This is a genomic window from Sphingobium salicis subsp. salicis (assembly GCF_049472635.1).
GTDB classification, from domain to species: Bacteria; Pseudomonadota; Alphaproteobacteria; order Sphingomonadales; family Sphingomonadaceae; genus Sphingobium; species Sphingobium yanoikuyae_A.
In genome coordinates, this window is record NZ_JAYRCS010000001.1 from 2381023 (window position 1) to 2404530 (window position 23508).

Genomic DNA, 23508 nt, shown 5'->3' on the forward strand with positions numbered 1-23508 from the left:
CCATGCTTCGTGCCGCACAGATTTCCGCTGCCGCCCTGATGATCGCCGCGCTCGCCGCGCCGATCGCCGCCCAGACCGATCCGATGACCCCGGACAAGGTCGATGTCTATGATCCGGCCCGGCCGCAGGCGGACTATGTGCGCAAGGAAGTGATGATCCCGATGCGCGACGGGGTGAAGCTGTTCACCGTCATCGTCATGCGCAAGGGCACCAGCCACGGCCCCATCCTGCTGACCCGCACTCCCTATGATGCCGGCAAGGCGACCAGCCGCAACCGCAGCCAGAGGATCGAGGAAATCCTGCCGGTCATGGACGCCGATTTCGTCAATGACGGCTATATCCGCGTCTATCAGGACGTGCGCGGCCTGCACGGGTCGGAGGGCGACTATGTCATGACCCGTCCGCTGCGTGGCCCGCTCAACAAAACCGACGTCGACAACAGCACCGACGCCTATGACACGATCGACTGGCTGGTGAAGAATGTGCCGGAAACCAACGGCAAGGTCGCCATCACCGGCTCCTCCTATCCCGGCTTCACCTCGTTGATGGCGCTGATCGACCCGCACCCTGCGCTGAAGGCGGCCGTGCCGCAGAGCCCGATGGTCGACGGCTGGATGGGCGACGACTGGTTCCACAATGGCGCCTTCCGCAATTTCGGTTTCGGCTACAGCCTGTCGCAGACTGCCAAGAAGGGCGGCGGCGCGATCCCGATGGGCAATGGCGACGAATATACGACGATGCTGAACGCCGGATCGGCCGGCGACTTCGCCCGCGCCTATGGCCTCGATGCCTTTCCTTCGGTGCGCAAGCTGCTCGAACATCCGGCCTATGATGCCTATTGGCAGGAACAGGCGGTCGACAAGCTGCTGGCCAAGCGTACGCTGACCGTGCCGACGATGCTGGTCGTGGGCCAATGGGACCAGGAGGACAGCTATGGCGCGCCGGCGGTCTACAAGGCGCTGGAACCGCAGGACAAGAAGAATGACATGGTCAGCCTGGTGATCGGCCCCTGGCGCCATAGCGGCGTCAATTATGAGGGCCGGAGCCTGGGCGATCTCCAGTTCGAGGGCGATACCGGCCGCCAGTTCCGCGTCGGCACGATGAAGCCCTTCCTCGACCATTATCTCAAGGACAATCCGCCCGCCGGCTACACCATGCCCGGCTCGCTCACCTATGCGACCGGCATCGACAAATGGGAAACCCGCGCCAAATGGCCGGGCGGCAAGCCAACCCCGCTCTATCTGGGCGCCAGCTACAGCCTGTCCTGGGCCAAGCCGGCAGCCGCGGGCAGCGACTCCTATGTCTCCGATCCGGCCAAGCCGGTGCCCTATCTGCCCCGCCCGATCCATCAGGACCAGAATGAAGCCTGGCGCACCTGGCTGGTGAAGGACCAGCGTTTCGTCGATGGTCGGCCCGATGTGCTGACCTATGTGACGCCGGTGCTGGACAAGGACGTCCATATCGCCGGCCAACCGATGGTCGACCTGTTCGCCGCTACCAGTGGCACCGACAGCGACTGGGTGGTGAAGCTGATCGACGTCTATCCGGAGGAAAACACCGCCAATCCGGTGATGGCCGGATATGAACTGCCGATCGGCATCGACATTTTCCGGGGCCGCTACGCCCATGGCTTCGACAAGCCGCAGGCGCTGACTCCGGGCAAGGCGGAAAATTACAAGTTCGGCCTGCCCAATGTGAACCATGTGTTCAAGCCGGGCCACCGCATCATGGTGCAGATCCAGTCCAGCCTGTTCCCGGTCTATGACCGCAATCCGCAGACCTATGTGCCGTCGATCTTCGACGCGAAGCCGGGCGACTACAAGCCAGCGACCCAGAGCGTGCAATATGGCGCGGCGGGCGCCAGCGCGATATGGTTGCCAATCGTCAAATAAGCGGATGGCATGACGCCGCCGCGATAAAGGGAGGGTATGATGGCGGTTGAACTGAAGATCCTTGCCTGGGCCTGCGTCCTGCTGCTGGTCCATATCTTCGCGGCGGCGCATCTCAAGACGAAACAATATGGTTTGAAATGGAATACCGGGGCGCGGGACGAAAACCTGCCCCCGCTCGATCCGGTCGGCGGCCGGCTTGTCCGCGCCCAGGCCAATTTCCTGGAAACCTTCCCGATCGCGATCATCGTCCTGTTCGGCGTGGTCGTGGCCGGCCGCACCAGCGAATGGACGGCGATCGGTGGCTGGCTGTGGCTGGTGTCGCGCGCGCTCTACCTGCCGCTCTATGGCCTGGGCGTGCCAGTGGTCCGCTCGCTCGCCTATCTCGCCAGCATGATCGGCCTGTGCATCGTCTTCAAGGCGTTCGTCGCCGGCTGAACCCGGTGGCGGCGGACATGTCCGCCGCCATGCCTTCTTATTCGAGGTCTTCGAGGTAGGAACTGCCCTCGGCCAGATCCGAGAAGCGCGTGATCTTGGCGTCGAACTTCATGCGGATACGGCCGGTCGAACCGTGACGCTGCTTGGCGACGATCACTTCGGCCAGGCCGTAGATGCGTTCCATCTCCTGCACCCATTCCTGATGCTCGGGCCCTTCCTTGTTTCCCGGCTCCTTGGCGGCGACATAATAATCCTCGCGGAACACGAACCAGACCATGTCCGCGTCCTGCTCGATCGAGCCTGATTCGCGAAGGTCGGACAGCTGCGGACGCTTGTCCTCGCGCTGTTCCACCGCACGGCTCAGCTGCGACAGCGCCAGCACCGGCACATGAAGTTCCTTCGCCAACGTCTTCAAACCACGGGAAATTTCCGAAATTTCATTGACGCGGCTATCGCCCGCCTTGCCGCTGCCCTGCAGCAGCTGGAGATAGTCGACGACGATGAAGCCGACATCGTGACGGCGCTTGAGGCGACGAGCGCGGGTCCGCAGCGCCGCGATCGTCAGGCCCGGCGTATCGTCGATGAACAGCGGCAGTTCCTGCAGGTCGCGCGCGGCGCGCGACAGGTTCTGGAAGTCCGCCCGACTGATCTTGCCCATACGCAGCGCTTCGCCGCTGATGCCCGACTGTTCGGCCAGAACGCGGGTAGCGAGCTGGTCGGCGGACATTTCGAGGCTGAAGAAGGCGGTCTTGGCGCCCATATTCTTTTCCGGCGGAATGCCGTCATTATGGTCGCGCAGCCAGCGCGACGCCGCATTATAGGCGATATTGGTCGCCAGCGACGTCTTGCCCATGCCCGGACGACCGGCCAGGATCATCAAGTCGGAATTGTGCAGACCACCGATCTTCTCGTTGAGGCTGTTGATGCCGGTGGTGATACCCGACACATGGCCGCCGCTGTTGAGCGCACGTTCAGCCACCTGTACCGCCATGGTGGAGGCCGAAAGGAAGCTCTTGACCGACCCGCTCTCGCCCTCGCCTTCCGACACTTTGTAAAGCGCGACTTCGGCCAGCTCGATCTGCTCGCGCGGATTGACATCCTCACTGGTATCCAGAGCATTATCAACCAGTTCTCGACCAACGTTCACAAGTTGACGAAGTAGGGCAAGGTCATAGATCTGGGTCGCGAAGTCGCGCGCACCCAGCAGCGCGGCACCGCTGCCGGTGAGTTGCGCCAGATAGGCCGCGCCGCCCAGTTCCTTGAGCGCCGGATCCTGTTCCAGCATCGGCTTGAGCGTCACCGGATTGGCGATCATGTCGCGCTCGATCAGGCGCATCACCGCCTCATAGATACGGCCATGTAGTGGCTCGAAGAAATGTTCGGGCTTCAGCTTGAGCTGCACATCCTCCGCGATGCGGTTGTCAATCATCAGCGCGCCGAGCAGCGCAGCTTCCGCTTCGACGTTGCGCGGCAGTTCCAGCCCGCCCTCTTCGGGAGCGGCATTGAGTTTCACGAGTTCGACCATGGGCCCTCATCGCGCCACGACGCGGGTCGCGCAAGGGCGAAGGTTGAAACAACCACATCTCCCCCGCCACAAGTCCCGCTTGCTTTTCGTGGCCCGCCGCCGCACTGACAGCAGACCCGCCATGGCCGATCCGCGCATCATAGACATCAAGCTCGACGAGCGCACCATCTTGTGGCGCAACGCGGATGTCGAGCAGGAACGGCGCATCGCCATTTTCGACCTGCTGGAGGATAATCATTTCGCGCCCGAGCGCGTCCATGCCGACGGCTATGCCGGCCCCTACAAGGTGGTGCTGCGGGTCGAGGAAGGGCGCCTGGTCATCGAGATCAATCGCGCGGATGACAGCCCGCTGGAGGCGATCATCCTGGGCCTGGGCCGTTTTCGCCGGCCGATCCGCGAATATTTCGCGATCTGCGACAGCTATTATCAGGCGATCAGCAATGCCTCGCCAGCGCAGATCGAAACCGTCGACATGGCCCGGCGGGGCATTCACAACGACGCAGCGGACATGCTGAAAGAGCGGCTGGAGGGGAAGATCGCGGTCGATTTCGACACCGCGCGCCGCCTGTTCACACTTATCTGCGTCCTGCACATCAAGGGGTAATATCATCGGGCGTTTGACTTTGGGGGGCTTGCTGGTCCGTTTGGGGGCGGTTCTGGCAATCATCATGGTGCTGGGTTCGGCATTGTGGATCTATGCACGCGGATGGGCTCCGAACCGTGACGAATATCCGACCCAGGGCGTATCGGTGACATCCGACACCGGCCTGGTCGAATGGGGCACGCTGGCGGCGCAGGGGGCGGATTTCGCCTATATTCGCGCGGCCAGGGGCGCCAGCCTGCGCGACCCGCTGTTCGCCGCCAACTGGCGCGGCGCGCGTGGCGCGGGCATGCGCTATGGCGCGGCGCTGGACTATAGCCTGTGTGCCAAGGCCGTCGATCAGGCGACCCAGTTCATGACCACCGTGCCGCGCGACAATGCCGCCCTGCCCCCGGTCATCCGGCTGGGGTTCGATCCGTCCTGCGCCACGCGGCCGGGCCGCGATCAGGTATTGTCGGAACTCAACACGCTGGTCAATCTGGTCGAAAGCCATGCCGGCAAGCCCGCCCTGCTCAACATCAGCGCGGATTTCGACGCCCAATATGACATTGCCAGCGGCATCAACCGGACCTTGTGGGTCGACGGCAATTTCTTCGCGCCCGATTATGCCAAACGGCCCTGGGTGATGTGGACAGCCAGCGACATGCGGCATATCGACGGCGTCGACGGACCGATCAGATGGGATGTGGTGGCACCATGAGTGCAGAAGACAAGAATATCGCTGCGCTGGTCGCGGCAGCACGCGGCGCGCTGGCCCATGCCCATGCGCCCTATAGCCGCTTTGCCGTGGGCGCCGCCGTGCGCCTGACCGATGGCAGCATCGTCACCGGCAGCAATTTTGAAAATGCGAGCTACGGCCTGTCGCTTTGTGCCGAAACCGTTGCGCTGGCGACCGTCAACGCGCAGGGCCGCCTGGCCGATGTCGCGGAAATCGCGGTCGTCGGCGGCGGCATGGCGGCGGACGGCAGCGTCGGCGGCGAGGCGATCGTCAGCCCCTGCGGCCGATGCCGCCAGGTCATCAACGAGGCCGAACAGATGGCCGGCCGCACCCTGGCCATCTATTGCGTCGCGCCCGAAGGTGACGGCCTGGTCGAACATCGTGTTGCCGACCTGCTGCCCCACGCCTTCGGCCCGACCGACCTTGGCATCACCCCTGCACAGAAGAGCTGACAGACCCATGTCCATCCTTTCCGACCGCTGGATCCGCAAGCAGGCCCAGTCGAACCGCATGATCGAGCCGTTCGTAGAGAACCAGCGCCGCGACGGCTGCATCAGTTATGGCCTGTCTTCCTATGGCTATGACGCGCGCGTCGCCGACGAGTTCAAGATCTTTACCAATGTCGACAGCGCTGTGGTCGATCCCAAGGATTTCGCCGCCAACAGCTTCGTCGACCGCAAGACCGACGTCTGCATCATCCCGCCCAACAGCTTCGCCCTTGCCCGCACGGTCGAATATTTCCGCGTGCCGCGCGACGTGCTGGTGATCTGCCTTGGCAAATCCACCTATGCCCGCTGCGGCATCATCGTGAACGTCACGCCGCTGGAGCCGGGCTGGGAAGGCCATGTGACGCTGGAATTTTCCAATACCACGCCGCTGCCCGCCAAGATCTATGCCAATGAAGGCGCCTGCCAGTTCCTGTTCCTGCAGGGCAACGAGCCTTGCGAGGTCAGCTATGCCGACCGGGCCGGAAAATATATGGGACAGCAGGGCGTGACATTGCCGCGCCTGTGACGCTGTGGCAGCATCGCGGGCCATGAAGCGCACATGGCCCTCCCGATGCTGAAATTCCTGCGCCGATCCGACGACCAGGGCGGATTGCCTCCCAGCGTTGGGGATGACTGGCGCGTCTATGCGATCGGCGACATTCATGGCCGGCTCGACCTGCTCGACCAGTTGCTCGGCATGCTGGTCGCCGACGATGCGCTGCGGCCTGGGAAGCGCCGATGCCTCATCCTTCTTGGTGACCTGATCGATCGCGGGCCGCATTCGGCGCAGGTGGTCGAGCGGGTCCGGGCACTGCACGGATCGGGCAGCGACATCCGGCTGCTCAAGGGCAATCATGAAGAGATTTTCGTCATGGCTGCGCGCGGCGATCAGGGCGCGGTCGGCTTCTTCCGGCGCATCGGCGGCATGGAAACGCTCGCCAGCTACGGCCTGCCGCTTTCGCTGAGCGCCGACATGGATGATGGGGCGATCGCCCACTGGATGCTGAACCATATTCCGCGCGCGGATGTCGACTTCCTCGACAGCTTCGTCGATCATCTGACGGTCGGCGACTATCTGTTCGTTCATGCCGGCATCCGCCCCAGGGTGCCGATCGCCGAGCAGCGACCGTCGGACCTGCGCTGGATACGCGGCGACTTTCTCAACCATGGCGGACGGCATGACAAGATGGTCGTCCATGGCCATAGCATCACGCTGGAAGTCGAAAATCTGGCCAATCGCATCGGCATCGATACCGGCGCCTATTATTCCGGCCGGCTGACCGCCATCGGCCTGGAGGGCGCGGATCGCTGGTTCCTTCAGACCGGCGAGACCTGAGCCCTTCCAGAGCAACTGCCATGGCCTGGCGCTTTTGTTGCCGGTCCATGGCGGATCGCCCACCATATTTCGTTCCCATGACCAACGGCAAAAAATGCCGATCAGCAGGGGACATATCATGCAGAAACGCCATGTTCTGGCGGGGCTTTCGCTCGCCACATGCCTTGTTGCGCCGACCCAACTGCTTGCCGCCCCTGCGCCGGACACCAGCCTGTCGCAGCGGCACAAATTCACCATCCCGTCGCAGCCGCTGAGCGGCGCGCTGCGGGCGCTGTCGGCGCAGGCCGGCATTCGCATCCTGTTCCCCTATGATGAAGTCGCCAATATCCGCAGCCGTCGGGTCGAAGGATGGCTGAGCACCGACGATGCGCTCAGCCAGTTGCTGGCCGGCACCGAATTGCGCCGATCCCCGGCCGGCGCCGGCGTCATCGCCCTTATCACCCCGCCCAACCGCAGCGCGGTGCGCCGCCGCCCGCTGGCGATCCAGTTCGCGCAGGCGAGCGGCACGGCGACGATCGATAGCCTCGCCATGGCGCCTGCGCCGGAACCGGCCGCCGAATCCGCGCCCATCATCGTCACCGGCACCCGCCAGACGACCCGCACCGTCGCCGAAAGCCTGGCGCCGATCGACGTACTGGGCGAAAAGGATCTGGAAGCGAGCGGCAAGCAGTCGGTGCGCGACCTGCTGGGCACGCTGGTCCCGTCGATCAATGTGTCGAACAATGGCGCGGGCGCCAGTTGGGCGGTGCGCACTTTGTCGCTGCGCGGCCTGGGCGGCGACCAGTTGCTGGTGCTGGTCAACGGCAAGCGGCGGCACAATACCGCCACCCTGTTCATCAACGGGTCGGTCCAGAATGGCCAGTCGCCACCGGACCTGGACCTGATCCCCGGCAATGCGATCCAGCGGATCGAGGTGCTGCGCGACGGCGCGTCCGCCCAATATGGGTCGGATGCGATCGCCGGTGTCGTCAACATCATCCTGAAGAACGACACGCAGGGCGGCGCGGCGCTGACCATGGGCAGCACCGCCGACAATGGCGGCTGGCAGGGCCGCTGGCAGATCGACAAGGGCTTCGCGATCGGGCCGGACGGCGGCTATATCCACCTGTCGGGCGAAGGCGTGCTGCAGGACAATACGGTGGTCAACAGCAGCCCGATCACCAGCAATCCCTTCTACCCCACCGGCGACGCGCGCAATGCCGACCCGGACCGCATCCGCGCCAGATATGGCCAGCCGCAGGTGATCGGCGGCAATGCCAGCTATGACGCGATGATGCCGGTCGGGGGCGACATGGAGCTGTACAGCTTCGGCACCTATTCCAAGCGGCATGCGGCCGGCTGGCTGACCTATCGCAATCCGGCGGCGCTCAACAATATCCTGGAGATCTACCCCGAGGGCTATATCCCGCGCATCCACGTCTATGACGAGGATTTTCAGGTCGCCGGCGGCCTGCGGGGCGAGATCGGCGGCGGCATCCATGTCGACCTGTCGACCAGCTATGCGCAGGACGAGGTCAAATATGCGCAGACGACCTCGCTCAACCCCTCCATGGGACCGGCCAGTCCGACCCATTTCTACCTCGGCAAGATCCGCTTTGACGAATGGACCAGCAATCTCGACTTCAGCAAGGAACTGGACATCGGCCTCGCCGGCCCGCTGTCGGTCGCGGTCGGCGCCGAATATAAGAAGAACAAGTTCCTGATCGGTCCGGGCGACCCGGAATCCTATATCGATGGCGGCTATGTCTCGCCGGCCGGCAGCTGGTTCGCCGGGGCGACGCGGACCGGGGTCGGGTCGCAGGGCGTCACCGGCTTCCTGCCCGAAGGATCGGGCAGCTGGAGCCGCGACAACTGGAGCGCCTATATCAATCTGGAAGGCCAAATCGTCGAGGGGCTGGAGTTCGGCCTGGCCGGACGGCATGAGGATTATTCCGACTTCGGCACCACCGACACCGGCAAGGCGTCGCTGCGCATCGAGCCGTTTCGCGGCTTTGCCATTCGCGGCACCGCCAGCACCGGCTTTCGCGCGCCGACGCTGCAGCAACAACATTATGCCTCCTCCTCCACGATCAACGTCACCGTCAACGGCGTGAACCAGCTGCTGCCAGTGCAGGCGCTGCCGGTCGATGGCGTCGCCGCGCGGGCGCTGGGGGCGCAGCCGCTGAAGCCGGAAAAGTCGACCAACTTTTCCGCCGGCATCGTCCTGACCCCGGCCCCCAATTTCAACGTCACGGTCGATGCCTATCAGATCAAGGTCAGGGACCGCATCCTGCTGTCCGAAACGCTGAGCGGCCCGGTGGTCATGGATGCGCTGGCGGCGGCTGGCATCCAGGGCATTGCCGGCGGCCTCATCTTCTCCAACGCGGCCGACACGCGCACCCGCGGCCTCGACATCGTCAGCACCTATCGAGCGGGGCTGGGCGACCTTGGCACCGCGACGATCAGCCTGTCGGCCAATTTCAACAAGACCATCTTCACCCATATCGACCCGGTCCCGGTGGAAATCCTGGAATCGAAGCTGGTGCTGATCGGCCGGGCCAAGCAGGGCGACCTTTCCGAAGGTACGCCGCGCGACAAGCTGATCGGCAACATCCTGTGGGAAAAGGGTGATTTCAACCTGAACCTGCGCGCCACCCGCTATGGCAAAATCTATCAACGGGCGAGCGCCGCCGTCTATCATACCGAGGATTTCCAAAGCTGCACCGCCAACAGCCCCGGCTGCCTCTATGATTATGTCGATGAGAAGCTGACCCCCAAGACGATCCTCGACCTCGAACTGGGCTACCGGCTGGCGAAGGGCGTCAAGCTGTCGGTCGGCGCCAATAATCTGCTCAACACCTATCCCAACAAATTGAAGCCCGTGAACCGGACGGCCGGCAGCCTTTACAATGCCTATGCTCCCTATGGGATCAGCGGCGGCTTCTATTATGGCCGGCTGAACCTGGAATTCTGACGCGACAGTTGAAAGTTCACAGTGTCGTGCGACGTGAAATCAGCCGTTTTTGCGGCCTGGCGCGCCTGCCACGCGTCCCTGACGCGCCATCGAAGCGACAGTGACGCGACGGGGAAGCGACACTGAGGCGACAGCGAAGCGGCAGTTAGCGCCAGCCGGCCGCCTGCGCTGCCCGCTCGCCCTGCGCATCAGCAGGAGCGCCGTCGATCAGGCCGTCGATGGTGGCGAGAAGGCGCGGATCGGCCGAGGCGGCCTGGCGATATTCGCTCGTCTCGCCCTTGCCGGGCACCGCCTGCAGCAATTGCCAGCCGGCATCGGTGCGGCAGGCGACGCCGGCCATGGCCGCGCCGTCGAAGCTGCGACACCAGCCGCCGCCCTTGCGCCGGAAGCTGAGGCCGATGCGGACCGCTCCGTCCTCGCCGGCCGAGGCCAACTGGCTATCGAGCGCGGTGGCAAGCGATCCCTGTGCCAGCATTGCGCCGTCCCTGACCGCAATCGGCCCTACCGGCCCGCCCGACATATGGCCGATGCCAAGGCCCAGCAGCAGGCTGGCGGCGATCGCGCCGCCCGTCGCCCACGCCCAGCGCCGCGACGGCCGAACGATCGGGACCACCGTCGGCGGCGCCAGCATGGCCTGCATCGACGCGGGCACGTCCTCCTGCGCGATCGGCGCGAAATGGCCGGCCAGCCGTGCGCGCAGCCGCCGATGCTGCTCCAGCCGGGCGGCCAGCGCGGGATCGTCCGCCACGGCGCGGTCAACCCGCCGCCGCGTCACCTCGTCCAGTTCGCCATCCACCCAGGCGATCAGCATGGCTTCGTCAATGTCGGTCATGCCGCTTCCCCCAATAGCTCGATGAGCGCGCCGCGACCGCGCACCAGTCGCGAGGTCAGCGTGCCCATCGGTATGTTCAATATCGCAGCCGCCTCCTTGTAGGACAGCCCCTCCACCAGCACGAGGGCGATCGCCTCGCGCTGTTCGGGCGGCAATGCCTGCATCGCCCGGTCGACGTCGGACAGGGTCATGGCCTGCTCCACCGCCTTGTCCCCCGCATAGCCGACATCGGCCCCCGCCTCTTCCGGCGCGAAGGTTCTGGCGGCCCGCTGGCGGGCGCGCCCCTCATCGATCCAAAGATTGCGCATGATCCGATACATCCAGCTGTCGAGCCGCGTGCCCGGCTGCCACTGGTCGCGGGCGCGCAGCCCCTTTTCCAGTGCGGCCTGGCACAGATCGTCGCCATCGGCGCGATCATGCGACAGGCTGGCGGCAAAACGCCGCAGCCGGGGCAAAATCGCCAGCAGGTCGCGCTCGAACGACATGGTTTCTCCAAGATATTCTTACAGGGATGAAACGTCCCTGCCCGGCCGTTTCATCCTTCAGAAAGTCCAGCAACCGGAATTTTTTTGACGATGGACGATTTTGACGCTGAAAAGGCCGGCGATGACCGGCGGGAAGAGACAGAGATGAGATGGACGCGCCCGCTGCTGATCGCAGGGCTGTGGCTCGCAGCGCCGGGTGCGCAGGCGCAATTGCTGCCCGCCCCGGCCGCTGGGACGTTGGGAGGCGGTGCGCTGGGCGGGGTCGGCCAGATAGTGCCCGACACGCTCGACCGGCTGGGCAGTATCGTCGACCAGAGTGGGCTGGACCGGCTGTCACCGGCACGTCTGGCCGATCGGCTGGCGGCAGCGCGCACGGCGCGGATCGACGCGCTGCTGCGCCAGCATGGCGACCAGATCGAACTGGATGACCGGCGAGAGCCGGCGCGGCGCGGCATCATCCTGCTGACCGGGGCGGACGCGGCCGCGATCGATAAGCTGCGTGCGGCCGGTTATGGCGTGGAACGGATCGAGGCGGAGGGGATCGACATGACGATCACCCGCCTGACCGTGCCCGACGGCCAGAGCCTGGCGCGGGCGCTGCGCAATGTGCGCAAGATCGCCCCGCAGGCGCAGGCGAGCGCCGACAATCTCTATTTCCCGAGCGGTGCGGCTGCGGCGGGAAAATCGGCCGCACTGGCGAGCCATGGTAGCGTTGGGCGCGGCGCGGCGGGCTTGATCGACGGCGGCGTGGCCGCGCATCCGGCCCTGGCCGGCGCGATCGAGCAGCGCGGCTTCCTGGCCGGCGCGCCGAGGGCCAGCGCCCATGGCACGGCGGTCGCATCCTTGATCGGCGGATATGGCAGCGTGAAGGGCGCGGCGCCGGGCACGCCGCTGCTGATCGCCGATGTCTATGGCGACGATCCGGCCGGTGGCAGCAGCTTTGCCATCGTCCGCGCGCTGGGCTGGATGGCGGCGCGTGGCGCGAAGGTGGTGACGATCAGCCTGGTCGGGCCGGACAATCCCTTGCTGGCCGGCGCGATCCGGCTGGTGCGCGACAAGGGGGTGATGCTGATCGCGGCAGTCGGCAATGACGGCCCGGCCGCCCCGCCCGCCTACCCCGCATCCTACCCGCAGGTGATCGCCGTGACCGGCGTGGACGGGCGGGGCCGGTTGCTGCCCGAGGCCGGGCGCGCGGCCCATGTCGATTTTGCCGCGCCCGGTGCGGACATGATGGCCGCCGACATGGACGGCGGCCGGGACAAGGTGCGCGGCACATCCTTTGCGGCGCCGTTGGTGGCCGGGCGGCTGATGGCGGGCGGATCGGTCGAGGCATTGCGGCGGGAGGCGAAACCCGCCCGCGGCAAGGGCTATGGCGCCGGCATATTGTGCGAGACTTGCAGAAATATGGACTGAATTTCCGTGGCTTGCGAGAAAAATTCAGACGTTCGGGATTAAAGCGAAACGCCCCGCCGTTGTCCTGTCATCGGATCAAGATGACCAAGGAGACGGTCCATGAAGACGCAGATTATCATCGCAACCGCCTGCCTCGCGGCGCTCACCACGGCTCCCGCATCGGCCCAGTTGCTGGGCGGTGGCGGCGCCCTGGGTGGTGGCGGACTGGGCGGCATGACCGGCGGCCTGGGCGGCACGCTGGGCGGTTCGTTCGGCGGATCGGGGAGTCTGGATCGCAGCATCGACCTCGACAATGGCCGGGTCGGCGCCAGCGGCAACGGCAATGGCCGCGCCGAAGGATCGGCAACCCGTCATGGCAAGAGCCGCTCGGCCAGCGGATCGGGATCGGCCAGCGGCAACCTGGCGGTCGATACGCTGGGCACCAGCGATGTGACCGGCGCGACCGATGCGGCGCGCAGCCGGGCGAGCGACACGGTCGGCGCCGCACGGGACCGGACGGAAAGCGGCGTCGCGACGGCGCGCGATCGGGCCAGCAGCACCGTGGCATCGGCGCGTGATCGGGCAGGCAGCACGGTTGCCACCGCGCGGGATCGGGCGGGCTCGACGGCCGGCGGCGCGCGATCAGCGGCGGGCAATGTCGCCGGCAACGCGACCCATGCCGTCGGCAGCGCGGCATCGATCGACGCCAGCGGTCAGCTTTCGGGCAGTGGCGAGACCCATGGCAGCACCAGCCAGCCGCAGAGCGAGGCCGCGACCCCTTCCTCTTCCGATCAGGCCACGGATTGACCCCATAACCCCGTAGCCGTCGCCTGACGGAAACGGCCGGCGATCCCCATCGGATCGCCGGCCGCATCATGTCCGCAATCGGGCGGCGGGATCAGCTGGACGCGAGCACCATGGCGCGGGCGCGATCGGTGGCGGCGCGGGTGTCCCCTGCCAGTTTCTTGACCTCTGCCGCGACCACCGCGAAGCCACGCCCGGCCTCGCCCGCCCGCGCCGCCTCGATCGTGGCGTTGAGGGCGAGGAGATTGGTCTGGTTGGCGATGCCGCTGATCGTCTCGACAATGTCGACCAGCCCGTCGACCGTGCTCTTGAGTTCCGCGCGCAAGATCTTGGACGGGGTGGTGTCGGTCGCGATCTTGAGGATACGCTCGACCCGGCCTTCGGCATTGAAGACCGGATTATAGGTGGCCTGCAGCCAGATGTCGCGGCCATGCTTGTCGAGGCGCCGATATTCGCCGGCATCGAAATCGCCCTGCGCCAGCTTGTCCCACAGCGCCGCATAGGCGGTCGAGAGCGCCTGACCTTCGTCGCAGAAGATGCGGTGATGGCGGCCGACAATCTCCCCCAACGCATAGCCCATGGTCGCCAGGAACAGGTCATTGGCCCAGAGGATGGTGCCGTCCGGCGCAAATTCGATCACCGCCTGCGAACGGCAGATGGCGTCCCAGACGGCATCGCGGCTGTGGGGGTGAATGGCCTGGCCCATGAACATAAAACTCCTTCACCCCCGGCCTAGGCATCGATGGTAAATGGCAGCTTAATTCTATGGAAATTACATAATTTGTAACAATATGGCGGACACGGAAAAGGCCGGCGATCCCATCGGACCGCCGGCCTTTCCACCCCCTGACATGCAATCAGCGGTCGATCAGGCAACCCGCGCTTCGAGCGCCTCGACCTCATCGGGATCGCGCAGCACATAGCCGCGGCCCCAGACGGTCTCGATATAATTGTCGCCACCGCAGGCCAGCGCCAGCTTCTTGCGCAGCTTGCAGATGAACACGTCGATGATCTTGAGTTCGGGCTCGTCCATGCCGCCATAGAGATGGTTGAGGAACATCTCCTTGGTGAGGGTCGTGCCCTTGCGGAGCGAGAGCAGCTCCAGCATCGCATATTCCTTGCCGGTCAGATGGACGCGGTTGCCGTCCACTTCCACGGTCTTCGCGTCGAGGTTCACGGCCAGCTTGCCGGTGCGGATGACCGACTGCGAATGGCCCTTCGAGCGGCGGACCACGGCGTGGATGCGCGCGATCAGCTCCTCGCGATGGAACGGCTTGGTGACATAATCGTCGGCGCCGAAGCCGAAGGAACGGACCTTGCTGTCCATTTCGGCGACGCCCGACAGGATCAGCACCGGGGTCTGCACCCGTGCCGCCCGCAGCTTTTTCAGCACGTCATAGCCGTGCATGTCGGGCAGGTTCAGGTCGAGACAGATGATGTCATAGTCGTACAGCTTGCCGAGATCGAGGCCCTCTTCCCCGAGATCGGTGGTGTAGACATTGAAGCCCTCGGTCGTGAGCATAAGCTCGATCGCCTTGGCGGTGGTCGGTTCGTCCTCAATCAGCAGCACGCGCATTGGAAGCCCCTTCGTGTCGCAGGTCCGTTCACCCCACCAGAACGGTTTCTGCTCGCAATCATTAACCAAAAAACTTCTGAAGGACAAAGGTTAATTTTTCGCTAACCCGCAGGAATCCGCGAGTCGTATAAAAACGAATCTATTTACAAAGCGTTGCCCCGTAACGAAGCCCGCCGAGTCAAGCTGGATTACGGGACGAAACGAGCAAAGTCCTGCGCTGGTTCCGCCTTTCGCGCCGGCGATCCGCGCCGCTCACAAGGCGGAAATTTGCACTTCGTAAACCAGCCTCAGCAACCATGGTGGCGGGTCAGGAAGTCGAGCAGCGCCTCCACCCGTGCCGGGCGCAGCCGCGAGGGCGGCGTCACCAGATGCAGGCCGAATGGCGGCGGCCGCCAGTCGAGCAAAATCTCTTCCAGCTCGCCCGAACGGATCGCGTCGCCGACGATGAAATCGGGCAGACGGGCGATGCCGACGCCAAGCCGCAGCGCGGGCATCATCGCCTCGCCGCTGTTGACGGTGATGCGCGGGCGGACCTGCACCGTCACATTCTGCTGCCCCGGACCGGTGAAGCGCCAGACATCGGGCGCGGTGACGTTGGAATAGCAGAGGCAGTCATGGCTGCCGAGGTCGGACGGATGGGTCGGGCGGCCGCGCTCGGCCAGATAGGCGGGCGAGGCGACGACATGCATATGGACATCCGCCAGCCGGCGCGCACGCAGCGAACTGTCGGGCATGTCGGCGATGCGGATAGTGGCGTCGAGGCCGAGTTCGACGATGTCGATCTTGGCATCGGACAGATGCAGGTCGACATCGACCAGCGGATTTTCCTTGGTGAACTGCGCGATCAGCGGCGCGATCCGCAGCAGGCCGAAATTCATCGGCGCGCCCAGCCGGACCGTGCCGGAGAGTTCGGCGGTCTCGTCGCGCGCAGCCTCCTCCGCCGCCTGCCCTTCGGCCAGGATGCGCTGGGCATGGTCGGCAAGGCGCCGGCCGCTCTCGGTCAGCGCCAGGCGGCGGCTGGTGCGGCTGAACAGGCTGGTATCGAGATGCTGCTCCAGGCGGGTCACCGCCTTGGACACGGTGGCCTTGGAGACGCTGAGCGCCTTGGCCGCGTCGGTAAAGCTGCGATGTTCGACCACGGCGGCGAACATCGCCCAGGCCTCGAAATCAGGTAGGCGCATAGGGAAACAATCCGTTTCAACACTGCTTATTCAAGAAACGAACCTGATCGCTAGATTGTCGGAAAGCAAGCCGGAAGCATCCGGCATCGCAATCGAAAGGCAGACCCCATGAGCACGACAACCGCGAGCCGCATCGAGCGCCGCCCGTTCGCGTCGCTCGGCCATGCCGACCATGGCTGGCTGAACGCACGGCATCATTTTTCCTTCGCCAATTACTATGATCCCGCCCGCATGGGCTGGGGCGCGATCCGGGTATGGAACGACGACGAGATCGGTCCGCGCTCGGGCTTTCCGCCCCACCCGCACAGCGACATGGAGATCATCACCTATGTCCGCACCGGCGCGATCACCCACCAGGACAGCCTGGGCAACAAGGGCCGCACCGAGGCGGGCGACGTCCAGGTGATGTCGGCCGGCACCGGCATTCGCCACGCCGAATATAATCTGGAGGACGAGACCACCACCCTGTTCCAGATCTGGGTCATTCCCCGGTCGGTCGGCGGATCGCCCAGCTGGGGCGCCAAGCCCTTCCCGAAGGGCGATCGCTCCGGCAAGCTGGTCGTGCTGGCCAGCGGCCATGACGAGGACAAGGAAGCGCTGCGGATCCGGGCCGACGCCCGGTTGCTGGGCGGCACGATCAAGGCCGGCGACAGCGTGACCTATGAGGCCGGCGAAGGTCGCCATCTCTATCTGGTCCCGGCGACGGGCCGGATCGAGATTGACGGCCAGACCTTCGAGGCACGGGACGGCGCGGCCATCATCGGCGGCGCGCCCATCACCATCACCGCGGTCGAGGACAGCGAGATCGTCCTGGTCGACAGCGAATAGACATGACGCTTACGCACCGGTCCGTCATTCCCCTCCCCCCGACGGACCGGTCCGGGTCGCCCGCATGCTCCCTCCCTTGTGCGGGCGACCACCCTTTCAACCTTTCAGTTTCAGATGAGGAGACGTGACAATGGCTAAGGTTCTGGTTCTCTATTATTCGTCCTACGGGCATATTGAAACGATGGCCAAGGCCATGGCCGAAGGCGCTGCCGCCGCCGGCGCGCAGGTCGACATCAAGCGCGTGCCTGAAACCGCGCCGCTGGAAGTCGCAAAGGCCGCCCATTTCAAGCTGGACCAGGACGCGCCGGTCGCGACCGTCGCCGAACTGGCGGATTATGACGCGATCATCATCGGCACCGGCACCCGCTTTGGCCGCATGTCGAGCCAGATGGCGGCCTTCCTGGATCAGGCCGGCGGCCTGTGGGCGCGCGGCGCGCTCAACGGCAAGGTCGGTGGCGCCTTCACCTCGACCGCGTCGCAGCATGGCGGCCAGGAAGTCACCCTCTTCTCGATCATCACCAACCTGCTGCATTTCGGCATGACGATCGTCGGCCTGGACTATGGCTTTGCCGGCCAGATGGGCGTCGACAAGGTGCGCGGCGGTTCGCCCTATGGTGCGACCACCCTGGCCGATGGCGACGGCAGCCGCCAGCCGAGCGAGGAAGAACTGGACGGCGCCCGCTATCAGGGCCGCCGGATCGCCGAAACCGCGATCAAATTGCACGGTTAATCGCAACCCGCGCCGTCTGGGGAACGCAGCCTGGCTGCGTTCTTCGGTCGCATGGGTGCGCCACCAGGTTGTAGGGAGCTGGCACGCCGGGACTGCGCGCCAGCTCCTTTTGCGTTATATTATCCCAGCGTCTTGGGCGTGACCCAGACTTCGACCGGGGTGATGAACTTGCCTGGTGCGGGCTTGCCGACGACGACGCGGTCGGCAGTGACCAGTTCGCCATTTTCGAGGTTCAGCGACACCCAGGGCTTGGGCATGCGCTCGAACTTCATCTTCTGGATGGGCTGGCCGGTGGCCGTGTTCATGATGGTGGCAATGATAGACATAGGGCGCGGCCGCTAGCGCCTGCCCCCGCCCCCTGTCCAGAGCCGGAATCGGCAAAATATTTTCGACCCTTGCGAAAAAAGTTGCGGCCCATGTCACATCGGGCGCGGCCGTCTCGTCATGTCAGCAATAGCAAGCAAAGGAGCTGTATCATGACCGACAAGATCAATCCCTATGCCGCCGCGCCGCAGCTGATGAAGAGCTGGACCGCCCTCTCCACCGCCATCGCCGACAGCCTGGAGCCGAGCCTGATCGAACTGGTGAAGATCCGTTCGTCGCAGATCAACGGCTGCGCCAATTGCATCAACATGCATACGTACGAAGCGCGCGAGAAGGGCGAGAGTGAACAGCGCATCTACCTGCTGTCGGCCTGGCGCGAGGCGCCCTGTTATACCGACCGCGAGCGCGCCGCGCTGGGCTGGACCGAGGCGCTGACCGAGATTGCCAAGGGCCATGCCCATGAAGCGGCCAAGGAAGCACTGAATTGGGAGTTCACCGAGGAGGAGCAGGTCAAGCTGACCCTGATGATCAACATCATCAATGGCTGGAACCGCATCGCAGTCGGCTTCAACCTCTGGTACGACATGCCGATGAAGGCAGCAGCCTGATGGAAGGGGGGACGCAGATGGACGCCGCCGACAGCTTCGACCCGCTGCGTCCCCGCCTGATCCGGGTCGCCTATCGCATGCTCGGATCGGTCGCCGATGCCGAAGATGTGGTGCAGGACGCCTTCATTCGCTGGATGGGCGCCGACCATGGCGCGGTGCGCGAACCGGAAGCCTTTTTGCGCCGCATCGTCACCCGGCTCTGCCTGGACCAGATGAAGTCGGCGCGGGCGCAGCGCGAAACCTATGTCGGCCCCTGGCTGCCCGAGCCGCTGGTCGAAGAGGCTGATGAGGAAGAGGATGTCACCCTGCCGCTGATGCTGGCATTGGAGCGGCTGTCGCCGCTGGAGCGGGCCGCCTTCCTGCTGCACGATGTATTTGGGCTGGCCTTTGACGAAGTGGCGAGGACCATCCAGCGCGATGCCGCCGCCTGTCGCCAGCTTGCCGCTCGCGCGCGCGACCATGTGCGCGACGCCCGCCCCCGGTTCCAAGTCGAGAAACAGCGCGGACTGAAGATTGCCGGCGCCTTCTTCGCCGCGTCGCGCAGCGGCGACATGAGCACATTGGGCGCGCTGCTGGCGCAGGATGTCAGCTTCCACAGCGATGGCGGCGGCAAGCGCCCGGCCGCGATCCGCCCGGCGATCGGCCATGGCCAGGTGATGCAGGTCCACAAGGCGCTGGCCGTGCTGTTCGGTAAATATGGGTCGACCCTGCTGCGCACCTGCATGGTCAACGGCCTGCCCGGCTTCGTCACGCGCGAGGCCGATGGCGAGTTGCAGACCACGGCGCTCGACATTCAGGACGGCCAGGTGACCGCTATCTACATCATGCGCAACCCGGACAAGCTGCGCCATCTCCATTGAATGCTTAATCGCCGGATAAGCCCGTTCCTTGTCAAAATCGCAGCCCCTGCCGCGCCATGGCAGGATCGGGGACCGGGAGCGAAACAGAGATGGTTGGTGCGATCGGCGGCTCGGGCAATGGCTGGGGCCAGTTCAAGAAGGCGATGGAAGAATTTGCCGAAAAGGTTCGGCAGGCAAGCCAGAATAGCGGCAGCACGACAGCGAAAGTGACAGAGGCGAGCACGCCTGCGGCCACCACGCCGGTTGCGGCCAGCGAGCCGGTCGCCAGCGTCCCGCCGGCGGTCGAAACGACACCATCTGCCGCAGCGACCGCGCCGGCGCCGGTGATCGCGAGCGAAACAGCCGTCGTCAGCGACAGCGTTGCCCTGTCACCTTCGCTGTCGCCCCTGACCTATAGCGCGCCCATGCCAGCGCCGCGATCGCAGGTCGTCGCGGCGCCGGCAACCACGCTGGACACGCAATTGTCCGACGCGGGCTATTATGCGTCGCCATCGGCATCGGCCGTCGCCGACCCGGTCGCCCCTGCCCATCAGGAGGATGCCGCCGCGCTGAGCCAGGCGCAGGTGATCGCCCAGGCCGCCTATGCCCTGGTCGCCCGCGCCGGCGAGGATCATCGGCTGTCGCTGATCCAGCAGGGCTGACGCCCCGCGCCGTCAGCGCGCCAGATAGCCGCCATCGACCGGATAATAGGTTCCGGTCATGAAGGAGGCGCGGTCGGACAGGAGGAAGCTGGTCATGGCAGCGATCTCCTCCGGGCGCGCCAGCCTGTCGAACGCATGCAGGCCGGCGAGGACGGCCCGTTCCGCATCGGTCATGGTCTTGCCGAGCGCCGGGGTTTCGACAAAGGCCGGCCCGACCGCATTCACCCTGATACCCTGGCCGGCATAGTCCAGCGCGGCGGTCTTGGTCATGCCGACGACCGCATGCTTGGACGTCACATAGGCGGCGGAGCCGGCCCAACCGGCCGCGCCCAGGATCGAGGCCATGTTGACGATCGCGCCGCCACCGGATTTCAGCATCGCCGGGATCTGATATTTCATGCCGTAGAAGACGCTGTGCAGATCGACGCCGACAACCCGGTGCCAGTCATCGATGGCGATGTCGGCCAGCGGTGTGGACGGCGCGCCGATCCCGGCATTATTGACCGCCAGATGCAGTCCGCCGAAGGTTTTGACGGCGAAGTCGACACTGGCGCTGACCGCCTGTGCATCGCTGACATCGACCTTGAAGGCGCGCGCCCGATCCTCGCCACAGGATTGCGCGAGACGCTGTGCCCCCGCTTCGTCGAAATCGGCGATGACGACCTTCGCCCCTTCCGCCAGCAAATCCTTCACTACAGCTTCGCCGATGCCCGATGCACCACCGGTGACGATCGCGACCCGATCCTTAAACAACGCCATTCCAACTGCTCCTTGATTATCGCCGCCGGGCGACGGCATGACTTATGGGAATTAAACTCGACTCAAAGTATCCGGTTCCGTATCCTTTTATGCCGGAGCCGAATGGAAGGAAAGCAGGGATGGCCGCCGACACCAGCCAGCGGGCTGACGGATCAGGGAGCGACGGATCGGCGCGGCCGACCGGCCGGCCATCGCGCGAGGCAGCCGAACAGATTGAAACGACCATGCTGGATGCGGCATTGGCGACCTTCATCGAGGCCGGTTTCCAGGGGGCCAGCATGGAGGCCATCGCCCGCCGCGCCGGGGTGACCAAGCGCACCCTCTATCGCCGCGCCCGGACCAAGTCGGACCTGTTCGTAGAGGTGGTCGAGCGCCTGGCCCGCCAGTCGGGCATGCCCAATCTGGCGCGGGTCGAGGCCGGTCCGCTGGAACAGCGCTTGCAGGCGGCGGGCGAGATATTGCTCGGCTGGCTGCTCAATCCCCATGCGATCGCGCTGTATCGCATGATCGTGGCGGAGGCGGCGCGTCAGCCGGGGCTGGCGCTCAGCGTCGATGGGCCGTTCCAGCGCGCCAGCACGGCGATCGCCGCCATTCTGGCCGAGGATGGCGCCCGGCCGGCAGAGACGGTCAGGCTGGGCGCGGACATGTTCGTGCGGCTGGTTGCCGGCGAGGCGCTGGACCGGGCGGCGCAGGGGATCGAGCCGGCTGGCGTTTCAGACCGGACGCATGCGCGCGCCATGGCGGCCATCGCCTTTTTCCTGGCCGGCTGGCGATCCTGGCCAGCGTCGACGCCGTCCTTGTCCTAGAGCATCCAGCGGCTGAGGCGCGGGGACAGGCGGATGAGGTGCCACAGGGCGAAGGGCGCCAGCAGCGCAAGCGCGAGCAGCCAAGGCCTGGCCAGATAGGGCGTGCCATAATGGATGATCGCGACGTGCAGATACATGATGACCAGTGACGCCCGGCCGATCGCGGCGAGCGGGGCGGCGACTGGCGCGAGCCGCGCCGAGAGGCGGAAAAGCAGCAACGATGTCGCGATGCCGGACGCGATAGAGAACAGCGGCCAGCCATAGTCGGCCGCCTTCATGTTGAGCGTCGGTAGCCAGCCGCAAAGGCCCGCCAGCGCGAGCAGGCCGAGCGGCACGATCCAGAGATTGCGCCAGTGCAGCCGGGGCCAGAGCGCACCTACCCAGAGCAGGATCATCGCCATCGGCACGCTCAGCAGGCCGAGCGGCGAGGCCGGTGTTGCATGGCCGATGCCATAAGCGAGCAGCAGCATCGGGATCAGCAGCAGCGCCCAGCGCCGGTCGCGCGGATCGGGCCAGCGGTTGAGCGCGAGGTTGAACAGGATGCGCGCCAGCATCAGGCAGGGCACGAACCAGAAGATGGTATAGGGGCCGCGCAGCCAATAGCCGCCGAGCAGGATCGGCAGCAGATCGCGCGGCCATTGGTGGAAGATCGGCAGATTGCCCTTGGCCGGTTCGATGATCTGATCGGCCAGGATCAGCAGCGCGAGGAAGATCGCATAGGGGCGCATCTGGCCGAGCAACTGGCGCCGGGCGAACAGGCCGGCGGGATGCGGCCGCGATAGCATCCCCGACAGCAGGAAGAAGAGCGGCATGTGGAAGCTGTACATGGCGTCGCGCAAGGGTCCGCGCGTCCAGACATGGCCGACCACCACGGCGATGATGCCGATGCCGCGCGCGACATCGACCCAGTCGAGCCGCTGCGGCGCATGTTGATAGGCAAGGCCCCTATTCTCCATCGGCTCCACGCCCTATAGGATGCGGCGTGGGCGTCAATCGCCCAACCAGATTACCGGACGCCAGATTTCCCGATCGGATTGATATTTGACCCTGCTTAGCGACAAAGTGCTGTTCATCGATGGCGAGGCCATCATCCTCGACAAGCCGGCCGGCCTGCCGGTCGACGCGCCGCGCGACGGATCGATTGCCCTCGAAAACCATCTCGCCTCGCTGACCTTCGGCTTTCAGCGCTGGCCGCTGGCGGTCCACCGGCTGGACCGGGACACCAGCGGCTGCCTGCTGCTGGCGCGCAACCCCAAGGCGCACAAGCGCTTTGCCGCCGCGTTCGAGGCCGGCACGGTCGAGAAACGCTATGTCGCGGTGCTGGAGGGCGTGCCCGAGGCGGATGAGGGCACCATCGCCCTGTCGCTCAAGAAGGTGAGCACGCCGAGCCAGGGCTGGCGCATGATTGCGGCGAAGGCCGGCAAGCCCGCCGTCACCCACTGGCGCAAGCTGGCGGTGAAGGACGGCCGCGCGCTGATCGCCTTCACGCCCGAGACCGGCCGCACCCACCAGATCCGCGTCCATGCCCAGCATGGGCTGGGCTTCGGCATCGTCGGCGACCCGGTCTATGGCGACGGACAGGGCGCGATGCTGCTGCACAGCCGGTTCCTGAGCGTGCCGCGCGGCGACAACAAACCGCCCGCGCAGGCGACCGCACCGCTGCCGCAGAGCTTCGTCGATGCAGGTTTCGGCCCCGAGATATTGGAGGAAGCCGGGCTGTAAGCCCCGGCCCCG

The 23508-nt window shown here is 65.4% G+C and carries 26 protein-coding genes; 17 read left to right on the plus strand and 9 right to left on the minus strand.

The genetic code is table 11. The annotated features are described in order from the left end of the window. Positions 1–2 precede the first annotated feature (2 nt). Both VHN57_RS11555 and VHN57_RS11560 read left to right on the plus strand, forming a co-directional pair. Positions 3–1892: a CocE/NonD family hydrolase gene (locus VHN57_RS11555; RefSeq protein WP_278987293.1), complete on the plus strand. Its 1890-nt coding sequence runs from the start codon at positions 3–5 to the stop codon at positions 1890–1892. A gap of 39 nt (positions 1893–1931) precedes the next feature. Next, positions 1932–2327, plus strand: coding sequence for an MAPEG family protein (locus VHN57_RS11560; RefSeq protein WP_004212218.1), 396 nt, complete (start codon positions 1932–1934; stop codon positions 2325–2327). 37 nt (positions 2328–2364) lie between these two features. On the opposite strand, the gene VHN57_RS11565 is transcribed toward VHN57_RS11560, so the two are convergent. Beyond that, positions 2365–3852 carry a replicative DNA helicase gene (locus VHN57_RS11565; RefSeq protein WP_010339984.1) on the minus strand — a complete coding sequence of 496 codons (1488 nt, stop codon included), beginning with the start codon at positions 3850–3852 and terminating at the stop codon, positions 2365–2367. 121 nt (positions 3853–3973) lie between these two features. Between VHN57_RS11565 and VHN57_RS11570 the strand changes: the two genes are divergently transcribed. The 6 genes from VHN57_RS11570 (at position 3974) to VHN57_RS11595 (ending at position 9948) form a co-directional block, all read left to right on the plus strand. Then, a complete protein-coding gene (locus VHN57_RS11570) occupies positions 3974–4456 on the plus strand; it encodes a UPF0262 family protein (protein WP_010339983.1) in 483 nt (160 codons plus the stop codon). A 64-nt stretch (positions 4457–4520) separates the two neighbouring features. Next, entirely contained in the window at positions 4521–5153 is a 633-nt protein-coding gene (locus tag VHN57_RS11575; RefSeq protein ID WP_004212215.1) for a GH25 family lysozyme, read from the plus strand. Next, positions 5150–5623: a cytidine deaminase gene (locus VHN57_RS11580; protein WP_278988005.1), complete on the plus strand. Its 474-nt coding sequence runs from the start codon at positions 5150–5152 to the stop codon at positions 5621–5623. The genes VHN57_RS11575 and VHN57_RS11580 overlap by 4 nt, the downstream gene beginning before the upstream one ends. Before the next feature lie 7 nt (positions 5624–5630). Then, positions 5631–6185 (plus strand): dCTP deaminase, encoded by a 555-nt coding sequence (gene dcd, locus VHN57_RS11585; protein WP_004212213.1) that lies wholly within the window; start codon positions 5631–5633, stop codon positions 6183–6185. A 33-nt stretch (positions 6186–6218) separates the two neighbouring features. Beyond that, on the plus strand, positions 6219–6995 hold the full coding sequence (locus VHN57_RS11590; RefSeq protein ID WP_278988006.1) for a metallophosphoesterase family protein: 777 nt from the start codon (positions 6219–6221) through the stop codon (positions 6993–6995). 118 nt (positions 6996–7113) lie between these two features. After that, a complete protein-coding gene (locus tag VHN57_RS11595; RefSeq protein ID WP_423283924.1) occupies positions 7114–9948 on the plus strand; it encodes a TonB-dependent receptor plug domain-containing protein in 2835 nt (944 codons plus the stop codon). Between the two features lie 145 nt (positions 9949–10093). Here the strand turns inward: VHN57_RS11595 and VHN57_RS11600 are convergent, their stop codons facing one another. Continuing rightward, complete coding sequence (locus VHN57_RS11600; RefSeq protein ID WP_423283926.1) at positions 10094–10780, minus strand: anti-sigma factor family protein; 687 nt, start codon at positions 10778–10780, stop codon at positions 10094–10096. Next, entirely contained in the window at positions 10777–11265 is a 489-nt protein-coding gene (locus tag VHN57_RS11605; protein ID WP_004212209.1) for an RNA polymerase sigma factor, read from the minus strand. Before VHN57_RS11605 ends, VHN57_RS11600 begins: the two co-directional genes overlap by 4 nt. A gap of 90 nt (positions 11266–11355) precedes the next feature. On the opposite strand from VHN57_RS11605, the gene VHN57_RS11610 reads away from it, so the two are divergent. Both VHN57_RS11610 and VHN57_RS11615 read left to right on the plus strand, forming a co-directional pair. Beyond that, positions 11356–12678 (plus strand): S8 family serine peptidase, encoded by a 1323-nt coding sequence (locus tag VHN57_RS11610; RefSeq protein WP_423283928.1) that lies wholly within the window; start codon positions 11356–11358, stop codon positions 12676–12678. A 99-nt stretch (positions 12679–12777) separates the two neighbouring features. Beyond that, positions 12778–13464, plus strand: a complete 687-nt coding sequence (locus VHN57_RS11615) for a hypothetical protein (protein ID WP_278987469.1) — start codon at positions 12778–12780, stop codon at positions 13462–13464. Between the two features lie 91 nt (positions 13465–13555). Here the strand turns inward: VHN57_RS11615 and VHN57_RS11620 are convergent, their stop codons facing one another. From VHN57_RS11620 to VHN57_RS11630, 3 genes are all read right to left on the minus strand, one after another. Then, entirely contained in the window at positions 13556–14173 is a 618-nt protein-coding gene (locus VHN57_RS11620) for a methyl-accepting chemotaxis protein (RefSeq protein ID WP_278987468.1), read from the minus strand. 156 nt (positions 14174–14329) lie between these two features. After that, positions 14330–15037: a response regulator transcription factor CtrA gene (gene ctrA, locus VHN57_RS11625; RefSeq protein ID WP_004212203.1), complete on the minus strand. Its 708-nt coding sequence runs from the start codon at positions 15035–15037 to the stop codon at positions 14330–14332. A 287-nt stretch (positions 15038–15324) separates the two neighbouring features. Continuing rightward, complete coding sequence (locus tag VHN57_RS11630) at positions 15325–16218, minus strand: LysR family transcriptional regulator (RefSeq protein WP_029548055.1); 894 nt, start codon at positions 16216–16218, stop codon at positions 15325–15327. Positions 16219–16326: 108 nt separating this feature from the next. Between VHN57_RS11630 and VHN57_RS11635 the strand changes: the two genes are divergently transcribed. Both VHN57_RS11635 and wrbA read left to right on the plus strand, forming a co-directional pair. Continuing rightward, positions 16327–17046, plus strand: a complete 720-nt coding sequence (locus VHN57_RS11635) for a pirin family protein (protein WP_069337233.1) — start codon at positions 16327–16329, stop codon at positions 17044–17046. A 130-nt stretch (positions 17047–17176) separates the two neighbouring features. Further along, a complete protein-coding gene (gene wrbA, locus VHN57_RS11640; RefSeq protein WP_004212197.1) occupies positions 17177–17776 on the plus strand; it encodes an NAD(P)H:quinone oxidoreductase in 600 nt (199 codons plus the stop codon). A 119-nt stretch (positions 17777–17895) separates the two neighbouring features. Here the strand turns inward: wrbA and VHN57_RS11645 are convergent, their stop codons facing one another. Next, the gene (locus VHN57_RS11645) at positions 17896–18102 is read right to left on the minus strand and encodes a hypothetical protein (RefSeq protein WP_010339971.1); all 207 of its coding nucleotides are present in this window, start codon (positions 18100–18102) and stop codon (positions 17896–17898) included. 150 nt (positions 18103–18252) lie between these two features. Between VHN57_RS11645 and VHN57_RS11650 the strand changes: the two genes are divergently transcribed. From VHN57_RS11650 to VHN57_RS11660, 3 genes are all read left to right on the plus strand, one after another. After that, entirely contained in the window at positions 18253–18708 is a 456-nt protein-coding gene (locus tag VHN57_RS11650) for a carboxymuconolactone decarboxylase family protein (protein ID WP_278987467.1), read from the plus strand. Beyond that, positions 18708–19568, plus strand: coding sequence for a sigma-70 family RNA polymerase sigma factor (locus VHN57_RS11655; protein ID WP_278987466.1), 861 nt, complete (start codon positions 18708–18710; stop codon positions 19566–19568). Before VHN57_RS11650 ends, VHN57_RS11655 begins: the two co-directional genes overlap by 1 nt. An 89-nt stretch (positions 19569–19657) precedes the next feature. After that, positions 19658–20209 carry a hypothetical protein gene (locus VHN57_RS11660; RefSeq protein ID WP_423283933.1) on the plus strand — a complete coding sequence of 184 codons (552 nt, stop codon included), beginning with the start codon at positions 19658–19660 and terminating at the stop codon, positions 20207–20209. A gap of 12 nt (positions 20210–20221) precedes the next feature. On the opposite strand, the gene VHN57_RS11665 is transcribed toward VHN57_RS11660, so the two are convergent. Next, on the minus strand, positions 20222–20968 hold the full coding sequence (locus VHN57_RS11665) for an SDR family NAD(P)-dependent oxidoreductase (protein WP_278987393.1): 747 nt from the start codon (positions 20966–20968) through the stop codon (positions 20222–20224). 119 nt (positions 20969–21087) lie between these two features. On the opposite strand from VHN57_RS11665, the gene VHN57_RS11670 reads away from it, so the two are divergent. Further along, complete coding sequence (locus tag VHN57_RS11670; protein WP_278987391.1) at positions 21088–21774, plus strand: TetR/AcrR family transcriptional regulator; 687 nt, start codon at positions 21088–21090, stop codon at positions 21772–21774. Here the strand turns inward: VHN57_RS11670 and VHN57_RS11675 are convergent. Then, on the minus strand, positions 21771–22730 hold the full coding sequence (locus VHN57_RS11675; protein WP_278987390.1) for an acyltransferase family protein: 960 nt from the start codon (positions 22728–22730) through the stop codon (positions 21771–21773). The two genes, VHN57_RS11670 and VHN57_RS11675, sit on opposite strands and share 4 nt — an antisense overlap. Positions 22731–22815: 85 nt before the next feature. Between VHN57_RS11675 and VHN57_RS11680 the strand changes: the two genes are divergently transcribed. Continuing rightward, the gene (locus VHN57_RS11680; protein ID WP_161732396.1) at positions 22816–23496 is read left to right on the plus strand and encodes an RluA family pseudouridine synthase; all 681 of its coding nucleotides are present in this window, start codon (positions 22816–22818) and stop codon (positions 23494–23496) included. The last annotated feature ends 12 nt before the right edge of the window (positions 23497–23508 follow it).

Coding starts and splice junctions, on each gene's coding strand:
- VHN57_RS11555 (WP_278987293.1), top strand. CDS start 3: ATGCTTCGTGCCGCACAGATTTCCGCTGCCGCCCTGATGATCGCCGCG.
- VHN57_RS11560 (WP_004212218.1), top strand. CDS start 1,932: ATGGCGGTTGAACTGAAGATCCTTGCCTGGGCCTGCGTCCTGCTGCTG.
- VHN57_RS11565 (WP_010339984.1), bottom strand. CDS start 3,852: ATGGTCGAACTCGTGAAACTCAATGCCGCTCCCGAAGAGGGCGGGCTG.
- VHN57_RS11570 (WP_010339983.1), top strand. CDS start 3,974: ATGGCCGATCCGCGCATCATAGACATCAAGCTCGACGAGCGCACCATC.
- VHN57_RS11575 (WP_004212215.1), top strand. CDS start 4,521: ATGGTGCTGGGTTCGGCATTGTGGATCTATGCACGCGGATGGGCTCCG.
- VHN57_RS11580 (WP_278988005.1), top strand. CDS start 5,150: ATGAGTGCAGAAGACAAGAATATCGCTGCGCTGGTCGCGGCAGCACGC.
- dcd (WP_004212213.1), top strand. CDS start 5,631: ATGTCCATCCTTTCCGACCGCTGGATCCGCAAGCAGGCCCAGTCGAAC.
- VHN57_RS11590 (WP_278988006.1), top strand. CDS start 6,219: ATGGCCCTCCCGATGCTGAAATTCCTGCGCCGATCCGACGACCAGGGC.
- VHN57_RS11595 (WP_423283924.1), top strand. CDS start 7,114: ATGCAGAAACGCCATGTTCTGGCGGGGCTTTCGCTCGCCACATGCCTT.
- VHN57_RS11600 (WP_423283926.1), bottom strand. CDS start 10,780: ATGACCGACATTGACGAAGCCATGCTGATCGCCTGGGTGGATGGCGAA.
- VHN57_RS11605 (WP_004212209.1), bottom strand. CDS start 11,265: ATGTCGTTCGAGCGCGACCTGCTGGCGATTTTGCCCCGGCTGCGGCGT.
- VHN57_RS11610 (WP_423283928.1), top strand. CDS start 11,356: ATGGACGATTTTGACGCTGAAAAGGCCGGCGATGACCGGCGGGAAGAG.
- VHN57_RS11615 (WP_278987469.1), top strand. CDS start 12,778: ATGAAGACGCAGATTATCATCGCAACCGCCTGCCTCGCGGCGCTCACC.
- VHN57_RS11620 (WP_278987468.1), bottom strand. CDS start 14,173: ATGTTCATGGGCCAGGCCATTCACCCCCACAGCCGCGATGCCGTCTGG.
- ctrA (WP_004212203.1), bottom strand. CDS start 15,037: ATGCGCGTGCTGCTGATTGAGGACGAACCGACCACCGCCAAGGCGATC.
- VHN57_RS11630 (WP_029548055.1), bottom strand. CDS start 16,218: ATGCGCCTACCTGATTTCGAGGCCTGGGCGATGTTCGCCGCCGTGGTC.
- VHN57_RS11635 (WP_069337233.1), top strand. CDS start 16,327: ATGAGCACGACAACCGCGAGCCGCATCGAGCGCCGCCCGTTCGCGTCG.
- wrbA (WP_004212197.1), top strand. CDS start 17,177: ATGGCTAAGGTTCTGGTTCTCTATTATTCGTCCTACGGGCATATTGAA.
- VHN57_RS11645 (WP_010339971.1), bottom strand. CDS start 18,102: ATGTCTATCATTGCCACCATCATGAACACGGCCACCGGCCAGCCCATC.
- VHN57_RS11650 (WP_278987467.1), top strand. CDS start 18,253: ATGACCGACAAGATCAATCCCTATGCCGCCGCGCCGCAGCTGATGAAG.
- VHN57_RS11655 (WP_278987466.1), top strand. CDS start 18,708: ATGGAAGGGGGGACGCAGATGGACGCCGCCGACAGCTTCGACCCGCTG.
- VHN57_RS11660 (WP_423283933.1), top strand. CDS start 19,658: ATGGTTGGTGCGATCGGCGGCTCGGGCAATGGCTGGGGCCAGTTCAAG.
- VHN57_RS11665 (WP_278987393.1), bottom strand. CDS start 20,968: ATGGCGTTGTTTAAGGATCGGGTCGCGATCGTCACCGGTGGTGCATCG.
- VHN57_RS11670 (WP_278987391.1), top strand. CDS start 21,088: ATGGCCGCCGACACCAGCCAGCGGGCTGACGGATCAGGGAGCGACGGA.
- VHN57_RS11675 (WP_278987390.1), bottom strand. CDS start 22,730: ATGGAGAATAGGGGCCTTGCCTATCAACATGCGCCGCAGCGGCTCGAC.